Origin of the sequence: Rhizobium herbae (genome assembly GCF_019511375.1) — a bacterium.
GTDB lineage: Bacteria > Pseudomonadota > Alphaproteobacteria > Rhizobiales > Rhizobiaceae > Pararhizobium > Pararhizobium herbae_A.
Window position 1 is genome coordinate 33,393 of sequence record NZ_JAEUAO010000005.1, and the last position, 14,202, is coordinate 47,594.

Here is a 14,202-nt window from a genome sequence, read left to right on the forward strand (position 1 = left end):
ACACATGAGATCGTCCGTGATTCGGGATTTTTCCGATCATGGCATCCTATGTGATGAAAACGGGGAAGCATGCCATGGAAACAGGTCCTTCGAAACGCGCTGGTGGCCGGATTCCGTCCCTGCTGCGCCGGTTCATGGCGAGTTCCGCGATTGCGGCCTGTGCCGGCCCCGCTCGCGCGGCAGCCGAAGGTGTCGCCACCACAAGCGTTTTCCATTCCTCCGAAGTCGTGACTTTCGCCGTCCTGATCGGGGTGATTTCGGCGGCGATGATTTCCGCCGTCTGGCTGATCCGCCAGCGCGGCAGTATCGAAACGGACAATCGCGAGCTGAACGCGGCATTGGCCGACGCCAATCACAAGATCTCGCGTTTTCAAGCGCTGATCACCGACAAGAACCGTCGCATCGTCGTCTGGGAGGGCCTGGCGAACAAGCCGGAATTCCTGGGACAGCTGCCTGTCGAAACGGGCGCACCGCAGGATGACCGCGATTTCCTCGCTTTCGGCCGCTGGATCAAGTCCCAGTCTGCCTCCGAGCTCGAGAAGGCCATCGAGCTTTTGCGCTCCAGCGCCCAGAGCTTCGACCTCATCGTTGAAACCGCCCGTGGCGAAATCATCGAGACGCAGGGCCGCGTCTCCGGCGGCCGGGCTTTCGTCCGCTTCGTCGCTCTCAACAATCTGCGCGCCGAACTCGCCGAGATGAAACTCGAGCGGGATCGCCTGCACGGATCGCTGCTCAGCCTCCAGACGTTGCTCGATGCGATCGATCTGCCGGTCTGGCAGCGCGGCGCCGATGGTGCGCTCCTCTGGGTCAACGAAGCCTATGCGCATGCGGTCGAGTCCGCCAATCCGGGTGCCGCGGTGAAAGAAAACCGGGAGCTGCTGGCGACGGTAGCGCGCGAAAAGATCCGGGCGCTCAGCACCTACGATTCCGCTTATCGCGAAAAAGTCTCCACCGTGGTTCGGGGAAACCGGACTTTCTTCGAAGTCGTGGATGCCCGCAGCCCGGCCGGATCGGCCGGCATGGCGATCAATGTCTCGGATGTCGAGGCTGTGCGCGAGGAACTGAACCGGACGCTGAAAAGCCACGCCGAAACGCTCGATCATCTGGCCACGCCCGTGGCGATCTTCGATGGCAGCCAGCGCCTGCAATTCTACAACCAGGCCTTCCAAAGGCTCTGGGAGCTCGACATGGGCTTCCTGGAACGCAAGCCGGGCAATGGCGAGATTCTCGACCGGCTGCGCGCGGCAGCAAAGCTGCCCGAGCAATTGAACTGGAGGCAGTGGAAGGAAAATGCGCTCGCCGTCTATCAGGCAATCGACACGCAATCCGATCTCTGGCACCTGCCGAATGGCCAGACGCTGCGTGTTTTTGCAACGGCACGTCCGCAAGGAGGCGCGACCTGGGTGTTCGAGAACCTGACGGAAAAGGTCGATCTCGAAACCCGTTACAATACGCTGGTACAGGTCCAGGGCGAGACCATCGACCATCTGTCCGAAGGCGTCGCGGTGTTCGGGCCGGACGGGCGCATCAAACTGTCGAATCCCGCGTTCCGGGCGCTCTGGGGCGTCACGGAGGCCGAGGCCAAGCCAGGCACCCACATCCGGGCCATCGAGCAGGTTTGTGCGCCGTCCTATGACCAGCCGGACGGCTGGAAACAGTTCTCGCACCTCATCACGAGTTTCGACGACGAGAGACCGTCCTGCCAGGGAATTCTCGAGCTGCGCACCGGTCTCATTCTGGATTTCGCCGTCATCCCGCTGCCGAATGCACAGACGATGCTCACCTTCGTCAACATCACCGACAGCGTACGCGTCGAGCGGGCGCTGACCGAGAAGAACGACGCGCTGCAGATGGCCGACCATCTGAAGAACGACTTCGTCAAGCACGTGTCCTACGAGCTGCGCTCGCCGCTGACCAACATCATCGGTTTTGCCGATCTTTTGAAGACCCCCGCCTTCGGCACGCTGACGGAACGGCAGGCGGAATATGTCGATCATATCTCCACCTCGTCGTCGCTGCTTTTGACGATCGTCAACGATATTCTCGATCTCGCGACCGTCGACGCCGGCATCGTCGAGCTGGACCTGTCGGAAATCAACCTCACCGACCTGCTCGACGAGGTTTCCCTTCAGATGGCCGATCGACTGCAGGAAAGCGCCGTGACGCTGCAGATCGATACGCCCGACATGCTTGGCCTGTTCGTCGCCGACCACCAGCGGCTGAAGCAGATTCTCATCAAGCTCTTGACCAATGCCGCCAATTTCGCACCGGACGGCAGCACCGTCAGCCTGAGATGCCGTCGCGACGGCAGTGATTTCGTCTTCAGCGTAACCGACAACGGCCCCGGTATCCCGCAGGACATTCTCGATACCGTGTTCAACCGGTTCGAAAGCCATGGGACAGGCGGCGGCGCCGGGCTTGGCCTTTCCATCGTCGAAAGCTTCGTCAGCCTGCACCATGGTACGGTGTCGATCCGCAGCCACGAGGGCGAAGGAACGGAAGTGACCTGCCGTATTCCCTCCGGTGAGCTTCCGAAATTCGCAGCGGCGGAATGATGCAGGCGATCGAACTCCTCCTCAAAGACGAGGCCGCAACCATCCAACTCGGCGAAGACCTGGCGCTGGCCTTGAAGCCGGGCGACTGCCTGGCGCTCTCCGGCGACCTCGGTGCCGGCAAGTCGACGCTCGCCCGCGCCTTCCTGCGCGCCATGGCTGACGACGAAGCGCTTGAAGTGCCGAGCCCGACCTTCACGCTGGTGCAAAGCTACGACCTGCGCATTCCGGTTTCGCATTTCGATCTCTACCGGCTGGCGGACGTGTCGGAGCTCGACGAGCTGGGTCTCGACGAAGCGCTGTCGGACGGCATCTGCCTGGTGGAGTGGCCTGAACACGCCCTGTCGGCACTGCCGAAGACGCGGCTTACGGCGACGTTTACCCACCTCGACGATGGTCGACGCGTCACCATCTCCGGCGATCCCGCAGCTTTGGCGCGGGTCACGCGCAGCCTGGCGATTCGTTCCTTTCTAGAAGACCGCGGATACCGCCATGCACGACGCCGGCATCTCAGCGGTGACGCTTCGGCACGCGCGTATGAACGAATTCTGGTCGAAGGCGAGCCAGCGACGATCCTGATGGATTCGGCCCGCCACAAGCCCGGCCCAATCCTGCAGGATGGCAAATACTACCAGCAGCTCGCCCATCTCGCCGAAGACGTCGTCCCCTTCGTCGCGATTGGCCGCGACATTCGCGACAAGGGATTTTGCGCGCCCGCGATTTACGAACACGATCTCGACGCCGGCATTCTCCTGATCGAATATCTCGGCAGCGAGGGCATCATCGATGCCGATGGAGAGCCGATCGCTGAACGTTATCTGGAAAGCGTACGAATGCTTGCGCATCTGCATGCGCAGCCGGTGACCCGCGACATACCGCTGTCCGAGACCATCACGCATCGCGTCCCCGATTTCGATCGGGCGGCAATGACGATCGAAACCAGCCTGCTGATCGACTGGTATCTGCCGTGGAAGCGCGGTGAAAAGGCCTCGGACGCCGAGCGTGCAGAATATTTCGGAATCTGGGATTCGCTGATCGATCTTCTCGCCACCTCGGAAAAGAGGCTGCTGCTGCGGGACTTCCACTCACCGAACATCATCTGGCGCGATAAGCGCGCCGGCTTCGACCGTGTCGGCATCATCGATTTCCAGGACGCAATGATCGGCCCCACGGCCTATGACGTGGCCTCGATAGCGCAGGACGCTAGGGTGACGATCACCCCCGATCTTTGCGAGCAGATGCTCTCGCTCTATTGCGCGCAACGTCATGCCCTGGGCGATTTCGACGAGGCGATGTTCCGGCGCGATTGGCATCTCATGTCGGCGCAACGCAACTGCAAGCTTGTCGGCATCTGGGTCCGGCTGATGCAGCGCGACGGCAAGCCATTCTATATGAAGCACATGCCGCGGACATTTTCCTATCTTCAGGTGGCGCTTGAACATCAAGCGCTCGCGCCGTTGCGCGAATGGTGCATAAAGGCAGGAATCCTTTAAAGCGCGTCAAACTTGACGCGCAAAGGCCGCTATAACACTTTGAAAACCGAATCACCGGTCAGGAATTCAGTGGATCAAGTGCTGCCTATGCCCATCAAGAATGCCATGGTGCTTGCCGCGGGGCTTGGCACCCGGCTGCGCCCCATCACCAATACGATTCCCAAACCGCTCGTGCGCATCGCGGGAAAACCGATGATCGACTATGTGCTCGATGCGATCGAAGGCGCGGGGGTGGAGACGGCCGCCGTCAATGTCCATCATCTCGCCGACCAGATGGAAGCGCATCTGAAAGGAAGATGCCGGCCGAGAATCGTCATTTCCGATGAGCGGGCATCGCTGATGAATTCCGGCGGCGGCCTTGCCAAGGGCTTGAAACTGCTTCCCGACGGCCCGGTGCTGGTCATGAATGCCGATCTCTTCTGGGTCGGCGAAAAGCCGGGCGTGCCTTCCAATCTCCAACGGCTTGCATCGTTCTTCGACGCGCAGACCATGGACATGGCGCTGCTGTGCGTGCGCAACGAAGACACGACCGGGCATAACGGCAAGCTGGATTTCTCGCTGGGTCCGCAGGGCCGTCTTTGCCGCTACCGGGAAGGCATGGAAAACCCGGTCGTCTATGCGGGCGCGATGGCCCTGCACAGCCGGCTTTTCGCCGACGCCCCGGAGGAGCCCTTCAATCTCAACATCTATTTCGACAGGGCGGTCGAGAGAGGCAGGCTGTTCGGCATCGTGCTGGAAGGCCATTGGCTGACCGTTGGAACGCCGGAAGCGATCGGCGAGGCAGAGGAGGCGATCCGCCGCTTCCAGACGGGAGCGTGAGGGCGTGGTGAATACCGTTCCTAACGTCTTCACCATTCCACCGGGTCTTCCCTTCCTGAAGACACTGGTCGAAAAACTGTGCTCGGGTGAACTGGTGCCCGGTTTCCGCTATGCGCAGGCCGATCCGCTTGCCCTTGCCGGCATCACGATCTTCGTGCCGACCCGCCGCTCGGCGCGCGTCTTGCGCTCGGAACTGGTCGATTGCCTCGGCGGCCGCTCGGCGATCCTGCCGATGATCCGGGCGCTGGGCGAAACCGACGACGACAGCGGGTTCTTCGATGCGGAAATCCCCGCAATCCTTGATCTCGCCCCGCCCTTGCCCAACACAGCCCGGCTGATCGAGCTTGGCCGCCTCGTTCTCGCCTGGCGCAACCAGCTGCCGAAGGCCGTGGTGGACGTGCATGCGGAAAGCCCGCTGATTGCACCCGCCAGCCCTGCCGACGCGATCTGGCTCGCCCGTGATCTCGCCGAGATCATCGACGCGATGGAGACGGAAGAGCTGGATTGGGACGCGCTCGACAATCTCGACGCGAACGATCATGCGCTGTGGTGGCAACTGACCCTCGAATTCCTCAGGATCGCCCGCACCTACTGGCCGGCGCGGCTGGAGGAGCTCAAGCAATCCTCGCCGGCCCGGCACCGCAACGCCATCCTCGAAGCCGAGACGCAACGCATCGCCGCCGGCAAGGTTACCGGGCCGATCATCATTGCCGGATCCACCGGCTCCATCCCCGCGACGGCCAAGCTGATCGCCGCGGTGCAGAAGCTGCCGAACGGCACGATCGTGCTGCCCGGTCTCGACCGGACGATGAGTGATGCCGAGTGGGCGACGATCGCCCCGGAAACAGCGAAATTCGCCGCTGATCCGGGAAGCCGCAGCCATCCGCAATACGGCTTCTTTCGGCTCTTGAAGCGCATGGGCATCAATCGCCATGACGTCGTGTCGCTCGGCACGGCAGACGCAGACCTCGACTATCGTGCGGAACTCCTATCCCACGCACTGTTGCCGGTGCAGGCCACGAGCGGCTGGACAGCTTTGCGTGCCGCCGTCGATCAGCACCGGCTGACGGCAGCCTTTGCCGATGTGGCGCTGATCGAAACCGCCAATGAGCGCGAGGAGGCGACAGCTATCGCCGTTGCCCTTCGGCTCGCCCTGCACGGCAGTGAGGAAAGCCAGGCCGCGCTGATCACGCCCGATCGCAACCTGGCCCGCCGGGTGACGGCAGAACTGCTGCGTTTCGGCATCGAGGCCGATGATTCGGCCGGTACGCCACTTTCGGCCACCGGCCCCGGCGGCCTGGCGCGGCTGCTTCTCGAAGCCGCGCTGCGTCCAGGCGATCCCGTCTCGATCACAGCGCTGCTGAAGCATCCACTGGCGCGCTTCGGCCTGCCGGCTGAGGTGATGGATGCAGCGGCGGAAGTGCTGGAACTGATGGCGCTGCGCGGTGGCACCGGCAGCGCCGATATCTCCGAGCTCGAGGTGCTTCTCGATGAGGCGCTGCAGCACGAGGCCGGCAAAAAACATCTGCCGGAATGGCGAGGCCGGATTGATGACGCCGCGATCGCGCAGGCGCGCGACCTTGCCCGGCGCATTGCGGCCGCGACGGAGCCTCTGGCTGGCACGCTGGTTCGCCACCACAGAAGCGGGCGCGGCCTGACGACGGCCCTGACGCTTGCCGACTGGGCGGAAAAAACCGGCCTGGCGCTGGAAGCAGTCGCCGTCGACGAACACGGCAGCCTTGCCGGCCTGTGGTCGGGTGAGGCGGGCGAAGCCTTGGCTACGCTTCTGCGCTCCATCATCGACACGGATGGTCAGCTGACGGCCGATGGGCCACAATGGAGCGACATCATGGAGGCGCTCTCAACGAGCGAGGCGATCAAGCCACGGTCCATGCGCCATCCCCGCGTGTTCATTTTCGGGGCGCTGGAATCACGCCTGCAAAGCGTCGACCTCGTCGTTCTCGGCGGCATGAACGAGGGCACGTGGCCCGGACAGACGTCCAACGATCCCTTCCTGTCGCGCACGATGAAAACATCCATCGGCCTGGAGCCGCCGGAGCGGCGCATCGGCCAGCTCGCCCATGATTTCCAGATGGCCTGCGGCACCCGCAAGCTGATCCTGACGCGGGCGATGCGCAAGGGTGCCACGCCGACCGTCGCCTCCCGCTGGCTGCAGCGGCTTCTCGCCGTCGGCGGTCATGACTTCGCAGCGAAACTGCGCGAGAACGGCGAGGATTACCATCATTGGGCGGGCGTGCTCGACCAGGGCGTCACGCAACCGCTGGCGAGCCGCCCTGAGCCGAAGCCTGCGCCGGAACAGCAGCCTCGCAGCTATTCCTTCAGCGAAGTCACCCGCCTCAGGCGTGATCCCTATGCGATCTATGCCAAACGAATCCTGCGGCTGCAGCCGATCGATCCCTTCAACCGTGACCCGGGTGCCGCCGAGCGCGGCACGCTCTATCACAAGATCGTCGAGCGTTTCGTCCGCGCCAACCTCGATCCAGCCTCGCCCGAAGCGGCCCAGGAAATGAGCCGGCTGATCAACGCGGCCTTCGACGAACAGGCCCTGCCCGCCCATATCGACATCGTATGGCGGCCGCGCTTTGCCGCCGTCGGCAAGGCGTTCATCGATTGGGAAATCGCCCGGCATGCCGATATCCGCAAGTCCTACACCGAACTCTATGCCTCGATGGAAATCGGCGTCCAGGATATCAAGTTGACCGGCATCGCCGACCGTATCGACATTCTCGGCGATGGCAGCGCCGTGCTGATCGACTACAAGACCGGTTCCAGCCCATCGGTCAACGAGGCGCGGGCGCTGCTCGATCCGCAGCTGGCGCTGGAGGCCGCCTGCTTGAAGGCCGGCGCCTTCAGGCAGGCGGGATCACGGCATCCGCAATCGCTCGTCTATGTCCGCCTGAAACCCGGCGAACGATTTGCCGTGCAGGAAGTCAACAACGAACACGCCAAGGCGCGCGCCAATGTCCAGACCAAGTCGGCAGAACAGCTGGCCGACGATTCGCTGAAGGAACTGACCGGGCTCCTCACCGCCCTGATGAACGGCAAGTACGGCTTTGCCTCCCGAGTGATCGTGCAGAAAGAGCGCGATTATGGCGGCGAGTACGATCATCTTGCCCGTGTGGCCGAATGGGCGACCGCGGAAGACGAGGAGGATGGCAATGAGGGATGATCATTTCGGTCCTCTCGAACCCTCGCCTCAGGCCTGGCTCGACTGGACATCGGCCAAGCAGGCGCTCGCCTCTGATCCGGCCCGCTCCGCCTGGGTGGCAGCAAATGCCGGCTCGGGCAAGACGCATGTGCTGACGCAGCGTGTTATCCGGCTTCTGTTGTCCGGCTGCCGACCGTCTGCCATTCTCTGCCTGACCTACACGAAGGCTGCCGCGTCGGAAATGTCCAACCGCGTCTTCGAACGATTGGCCGAGTGGGTGACGCTCGACGACGACGCGCTCGACGAGCGCATCGCAGCAATCGAGGGTGAAAAACCTGATCTCTTGAAACGCCAGGAAGCGCGGCGCCTGTTTGCCCGGGCGCTGGAGACGCCGGGCGGGCTGAAGATCCAGACGATCCACGCCTTCTGCGAGGCGCTGCTGCACCAGTTTCCGCTGGAAGCCAATGTCGCCGGGCATTTCTCGGTCCTGGACGACCGGGCATCGGCGACGCTGCTCGCCGATGCGCGACGCGCGCTTTTGACCGCCACGGCAACCGAGGACGACCGCGAGCTGACGGAAGCTTTTGCAACGGTTCTCGATCTTGCCGACGATACCGGACTTGAAAAGCTGCTGTCGGCGATAGTCGCCAACCGCGCGGCAATCCAGGTATTTCTGGAGGATGCCGCTCTCAAGGGCGGCATCGACCCGGCGCTTCGTGCAGCACTCGATATCGCTCCGGACGAGACATCGGAAACGGCGATAGCCGGATTCTGGCCCTTGAAGGGTCTGAACGGCGCAGCGCTTGAGCGTTACATCGGCATCGCGCTTTCGGCCGGTGGGGCGAAGGCTGCGGAGTTCGCCGAAGGCTTGCGCGCCGTTGCAAAACTTGCCGATCCGCTACAGCGCTTCAACGCGCTCAGGGACCTGTTCTATACCCAGGGCGGCAAGTTGCGGGCAGAATCGGCCTTTCTGTCAAAACCGATCCGCGACAAGGCGCCAGATCTTGAACCGCTGATCCTTGCCGCGCGCGAACACGTCGCCGCGTCCATGGACCGCGTCAGCCTCCTTGAAATGTTCGAGGCGACGAATGCCGCCCTCACCCTCGCAGACCGGTTGAACGCCGACTACGAGGATATCAAGAAAAGCCGCAGCCAGCTCGATTTCGACGACCTGATCAACCGCACGGCGGCGATGCTGTCGCGCGGCGATGTCAGCGCGTGGGTGCACTACAAGCTCGATCAGGGCATCGACCACATTCTCGTCGATGAGGCGCAGGACACCAGCCCCGTGCAGTGGACCATCATCCAGTCGCTGGCGAAGGACTTTTTCTCCGGCGAAACAGCCCGCAGTGACAACCGCACGATGTTTGCCGTCGGCGACGAGAAGCAATCGATCTACTCCTTCCAGGGAGCCCGACCGGAGCGCTTCTCGGAAGAGAGCATCGAGACGGAGAAGCGCGTCCGTGACAGCGGCCGGGCCTTCAGCCCGATCCGGCTGCAGCTTTCCTTCCGCTCGACCGAGGATGTCCTGTCTGCCGTCGATACGGTCTTCGCAAATCCGCTGCACGCGCGGGGCCTCAGCGCCCGGCGCGATGCCGTCGTGCATGCGTCCAATCGCATCGGTCATCCCGGCCTGGTCGAAGTGTGGGATGCGATCGCACCAGCCGACAGCGTTCAAGAGGATGACTGGACCGCAGCCTTTGATGCGACGCCTGAGGATGCGCCGGCTAATATTCTTGCTCAACGCATCGCCGCCGTGCTTGCTGACTGGATCGGCACGGAAACGGTGATCGAAAAGGGTGTCAAGCGGCCGATGCAGCCGGGCGACGTCATCGTTCTCGTGCGCAAGCGCGATGCCTTCGTCAACGCGCTCACGCGCGCCTTGAAGACGCGCCGCAACATCCCGGTTGCCGGCGCCGACCGGCTGGTTCTCACCGACCATATCGCCGTGCAGGATCTGATGGCGCTCGGACGCTTCGTGCTCCTGCCGCAGGACGACCTTTCGCTCGCCGCCGTGCTCAAAAGCCCGTTGTTCAATCTGAGCGAAGACGACGTCCGGGATCTGGCAGTCGATCGCCCCCTCTCGGTCAGCGTCTGGCAACGGCTGCAGGAATGCGGCGGCGGCGAGGCGAGCCGCTACAATGCGCCTTTGCAAAAGCTGCAGCGATACAGGGCATTGTCGCGTGTCCTGCCTGTCCACGATTTCTACGCTCGTATCCTCGGCCATGACGGCGGCCGCGCCGCGTTCCTCGGCCGGCTCGGAACCGAGGTCAGCGACATCCTCGATGAATTCCTGACCTTTGCGCTCGATCACGAGAAAAACGGGCTGCCGGGCCTGCAGGCCTTCATTTCGGGTCTCGAAATGGAAGCGCCGACGGTCAAGCGCGAGCAGGACAAGGAACGCAACGAAGTGCGCATCATGACCGTGCATGCCGCCAAGGGGCTGGAGGCGCCGGTGGTGTTCCTGGTCGATGGTGGCGGCAAGGCCTTCAATTCGCAGCATGTCTCCGGCCTTCGGCTGATCCAGCCGGACAATCACAAGACTGACAGTCTGCTTCCCGTCTGGCGGCCCCCGGGTGCCGCGTCCAACAGCTTGATCGATGCGGATACCGCCCGGCTGAAGATCGCGGCCGAAGAGGAATATCGCCGGCTACTCTATGTCGGCATGACGCGTGCCGCCGACCGGCTGATCGTCTGTGGCTATCAGGGCAAGCGGGCCAATCCCGAAAGCTGGCACGCCATGGTCACGACCAGCCTGTCTGGCGACGAACGCGGCCGCAGCACGCCCCGAACCTTCACCGCAGGCAATCAGGAATGGACGGGCTATTCGTGGCAAACGTCCTCTGTCACGCGCGACCTGAAGATGCAGGATGCCGGCAAGGAAGCGGCCGCCGCCCGCCCGGCAGGTTTGCCGGCCATGCTTCTGCAGCCCCTGCCGCCGCAGCGACATCTACCCCGTCCATTGAGCCCTTCCGGTGCGGGCGCCGTTATTGACGAGGACGATTCCGGCACCATTGTCGGTTCGGCGCTGTTCTCGCAAAAAGACGCGCCAAACCGGTCGCTGCTGCGCGGCGCGATCCTGCACCGGTTCCTGCAGGTGTTGCCGTCGATCGCGCCCGCGGAACGGCCGGCCGCCGCCGATCGCTATCTCGCTCGCTCCGTGCCCCGCTGGTCCGCAAGCGAGCGGCAGGCGCTGACGGCTTCGGTGCTCAGCGTGATCGAGCATCCGCAACTCGCCGCACTGTTTTCAGACACGAGCCGCGCCGAAGTGTCGGTGATGGGGACGTTGAAGCTCGGTACGCGCGATTTCGCCGTCTCAGGCCGCATCGATCGGCTCGCAGTCTCCGGCAGGACCGTCATCCTGGCCGATTTCAAGACCAACCGGGAAGTTCCCGCTTCACCGGAAGACGTCCCCTTCGTGTACAAGGCGCAGCTGGCGATCTACCGCGCGCTTCTCGCACCGCTTTATCCCGATCACGTCTTCCAATGCGCGCTGATCTATACGGAAGGCCCGGCGGTGCTGACCTTGCCTCAGGAGATGCTGGACAGGAGCCTTGTGGAGCTCTCGAAGAAGTGAGATACCGAATATTGAAAAAGATGCGTTCCGCTATCACATCTTGACCAACCGTTCGAAGAACGCCGATTTCGAAACAAGGAGCAGCCTATGGCTACCGTAAAAGTCGATACCTCCAATTTTCAGGATGAAGTGCTGAATGCCGCCGAGCCGGTCATCGTGGATTTCTGGGCCGAATGGTGCGGCCCGTGCAAGATGATCGCCCCAAGTCTCGAAGAACTTTCCGTTGAACTCGCCGGCAAGGTAAAGGTCGCCAAGGTCAACATCGACGAAAACCCGGAAATCGCCGCCCAGTACGGCGTGCGCTCCATTCCGACGCTTGCCATGTTCAAGGCCGGCGAAGTCTCCGACATCAAGGTAGGCGCCGCTCCGAAAACCGCGCTGTCGTCCTGGATTTCCAACGCAGCCGCTTAAGCCCTGGTGTTGGCATGCACTTGAAGAGCCCGGGAAACCGGGCTTTTTTTGCGGGCTGTGCGACGGGTGCCGCGGGTGTTCTACCCCGTCACACCGTCGTGGCGCGGGACATCCAGCAGCGGGACGTGGGGGGCTGCCGTCCTTGGCAGCACACCCGTCAGGCGTGGATCGTCATGGACCTCGACCATCAGGGCATAGGGCGTGAACCCCGATCTCTGGTAAAACGCGAGGGCAGCCGGATGATCGAAGTGGCACGTGTGGAGCCAGAAACGATCAATCGGCCGCGCCCAGGCTTTGGCGATAGCCTCGTTCATGAGACAGCGGCCGACACCCTTGCCAATTGCCTCCCTGGCCAGGCCGAAAAAGACAAGCTCGCATTCGCCAGGCACGCGAAAATCAAGCTCGAGCAGGCCGATCTGCCGTTCCCCGTCCGTTAGCGCATACACCTCGACGGCAGGATCGGAGAGGATTGCCCGCAGGGAATCATCGCCCATCTCAAGGCGAGATACCCACATCCAGTCCTCGCCGATCAGCCGAAACAGAACCCGATAGTCTTCCAGATCCGAGGAGGTAAGCCGCACCAGCTCCAGAGGCATGTCGGCAGCCATAACCTTTTCCGGCGGCTGGCGCATCTCAAGGAAGGTGACCGCGTTGGCGATCTTGCCCGGCGGGACCGGCGAATAGCCCATCGGCAATTCAGCATTGGTGTTCATTCGCTTGCCTTTTTTGCAGGCCGAAGAGACTTCGTGGCCATCGGAAATCAGCGTGGCGGCGTGCCGTTGTCGGCAAGGACATCGCCGACCAGATAGAGTGAACCGCCAATCAGGATACGCGGCGATGCCGGATCGTCGGAAAACAGCTCGCTGATGGTCGCCAAGGCCTGCGCCACCGTATCGAGCGGTGTCGCATCGAAACCGGCCTCGCCGGCGTCGCCGGCCAGCGCCACAGCGTCAATCCCCGCATCCGAACCCCGAATCGGCACGGTGAACACCTGTTCGGCCAACCCGCGGAACGCCTTGAAATAACCGACCGGATCCTTGGTGTTGATCATGCCGATGATCAGGAATAGCGGTCGTGGGTCGCGCTCCTCGAGATTGGCCATGGTTTCGGCGATGACTTGGCCCGCCCCCGGATTGTGCCCGCCATCGACCCAGATCTCCGCGCGCTGCGGCGCCATCGAAACGAGCTTGCCTTCCGTCAGCCGCTGGAGCCGGCCCGGCCATTCTACAGTCGTCAGTCCGGTTTCGATCGCGTCTTCCGTCGGATCAAACCCGGCGGCCCGGCACGCGCGGATCGCGGCGGCGGCGTTGGCGTGCTGATGGCGGCCGGGCAGGCGCGGCAGCGGCAGGTCCGCCAGCCCGACCTCGTCCTGGTAGATCAGCCGCCCGTATTCCTCATGCGCCATGAAATCCTGGCCGTAGACAGAGACCGGGCATTTGAGGCGCCCGGCCGTCGCCACGAGGAGATCGCGCGCGGCGTCTTCCTCCTGGTGCCCGATCACCACCGGGCAACCGCGTTTCATGATACCCGCCTTCTCCGCGGCGATCAGTTCGACCCGGTCGCCGAGATAGGCCTGATGGTCGAGCGAGATCGGCATGATGACGGAAACGGCCGGTGCCTTGATGACGTTGGTCGCATCGAAGCGACCGCCAAGGCCGACCTCGATGATCGCCACATCCGCGGGGTGTTCGGCAAAGAGCAGGAAGGTGACGGCCGTCAGAATCTCGAAAACGGTGATCTTCCGCCCGCCATTCGCTGCGGCCACGCGGCGGACCGCGTCTGCCAGCACCGTATCGTTCACCAGCGCGCCGCGTCCGCCCTTCTTGCCGATACGGTAGCGCTCGTGCCAGTTGACGAGATGCGGCGAGGTATGGACGTGGACGCTCAGACCGGCGGCTTCGAGAATGGCACGCGAAAAGGCCGTCACCGACCCCTTGCCGTTGGTGCCGGCGACATGAATGACCGGCGGCAGCCTGTCCTGCGGGTTGCCAAGCGCGTCGAGCAGCCGCGTGATCCGGTCGAGCGACAGGTCGAAGCCCTTGGGATGAAGGGCCAGCAGCTTGTCGATCTCCTGCCCCGCCTCGCTGACATGCGCTGTCGTCATCATCGCTCCTGCAAACCGCCGTTGGAGCGCTGCACGCCATCGAGCGAGCCGAGAACGCTACAAACTCAAATTCTCAA

The 14,202-nt window shown here is 63.1% G+C and carries 8 protein-coding genes; 6 read left to right on the forward strand and 2 right to left on the reverse strand.

Going from position 1 to position 14,202, the window contains the following annotated elements; all coding sequences use genetic code 11:
* Nucleotides 1-74 precede the first annotated feature (74 nt).
* From JNB71_RS19280 to trxA, 6 genes are all read left to right on the forward strand, one after another.
* Nucleotides 75-2,555, forward strand: a complete 2,481-nt coding sequence (locus tag JNB71_RS19280; RefSeq protein ID WP_220373419.1) for a sensor histidine kinase — start codon at nt 75-77, stop codon at nt 2,553-2,555.
* Nucleotides 2,555-4,045, forward strand: a complete 1,491-nt coding sequence (gene tsaE, locus JNB71_RS19285; protein ID WP_220373680.1) for a tRNA (adenosine(37)-N6)-threonylcarbamoyltransferase complex ATPase subunit type 1 TsaE — start codon at nt 2,555-2,557, stop codon at nt 4,043-4,045. The genes JNB71_RS19280 and tsaE overlap by 1 nt, the downstream gene beginning before the upstream one ends.
* Before the next feature lie 87 nt (nt 4,046-4,132).
* Nucleotides 4,133-4,864 carry a nucleotidyltransferase family protein gene (locus JNB71_RS19290; protein ID WP_220373420.1) on the forward strand — a complete coding sequence of 244 codons (732 nt, stop codon included), beginning with the start codon at nt 4,133-4,135 and terminating at the stop codon, nt 4,862-4,864.
* Nucleotides 4,865-4,871: 7 nt separating this feature from the next.
* Nucleotides 4,872-8,054: a double-strand break repair protein AddB gene (gene addB / locus JNB71_RS19295; protein WP_220373421.1), complete on the forward strand. Its 3,183-nt coding sequence runs from the start codon at nt 4,872-4,874 to the stop codon at nt 8,052-8,054.
* A complete protein-coding gene (addA, locus tag JNB71_RS19300) occupies nt 8,044-11,610 on the forward strand; it encodes a double-strand break repair helicase AddA (protein ID WP_220373422.1) in 3,567 nt (1,188 codons plus the stop codon). Before addB ends, addA begins: the two co-directional genes overlap by 11 nt.
* 87 nt (nt 11,611-11,697) lie before the next feature.
* Nucleotides 11,698-12,021: a thioredoxin gene (gene trxA / locus JNB71_RS19305; protein ID WP_018327141.1), complete on the forward strand. Its 324-nt coding sequence runs from the start codon at nt 11,698-11,700 to the stop codon at nt 12,019-12,021.
* 80 nt (nt 12,022-12,101) lie between these two features.
* Here the strand turns inward: trxA and JNB71_RS19310 are convergent, their stop codons facing one another.
* Entirely contained in the window at nt 12,102-12,734 is a 633-nt protein-coding gene (locus JNB71_RS19310; RefSeq protein WP_220373423.1) for a GNAT family N-acetyltransferase, read from the reverse strand.
* 47 nt (nt 12,735-12,781) lie between these two features.
* Nucleotides 12,782-14,125: a bifunctional folylpolyglutamate synthase/dihydrofolate synthase gene (locus JNB71_RS19315; RefSeq protein ID WP_220373424.1), complete on the reverse strand. Its 1,344-nt coding sequence runs from the start codon at nt 14,123-14,125 to the stop codon at nt 12,782-12,784.
* Between the last annotated feature and the right edge of the window lie 77 nt (nt 14,126-14,202).

What these genes read in the sequence shown, in the direction of transcription:
- JNB71_RS19280 (WP_220373419.1), top strand. Translation starts at nt 75, where the DNA reads ATGGAAACAGGTCCTTCGAAACGCGCTGGTGGCCGGATTCCGTCCCTG.
- JNB71_RS19290 (WP_220373420.1), top strand. Translation starts at nt 4,133, where the DNA reads ATGCCCATCAAGAATGCCATGGTGCTTGCCGCGGGGCTTGGCACCCGG.
- trxA (WP_018327141.1), top strand. Translation starts at nt 11,698, where the DNA reads ATGGCTACCGTAAAAGTCGATACCTCCAATTTTCAGGATGAAGTGCTG.
- JNB71_RS19315 (WP_220373424.1), bottom strand. Translation starts at nt 14,125, where the DNA reads ATGACGACAGCGCATGTCAGCGAGGCGGGGCAGGAGATCGACAAGCTG.
- tsaE (WP_220373680.1), top strand. Translation starts at nt 2,555, where the DNA reads ATGCAGGCGATCGAACTCCTCCTCAAAGACGAGGCCGCAACCATCCAA.
- JNB71_RS19310 (WP_220373423.1), bottom strand. Translation starts at nt 12,734, where the DNA reads ATGAACACCAATGCTGAATTGCCGATGGGCTATTCGCCGGTCCCGCCG.
- addA (WP_220373422.1), top strand. Translation starts at nt 8,044, where the DNA reads ATGAGGGATGATCATTTCGGTCCTCTCGAACCCTCGCCTCAGGCCTGG.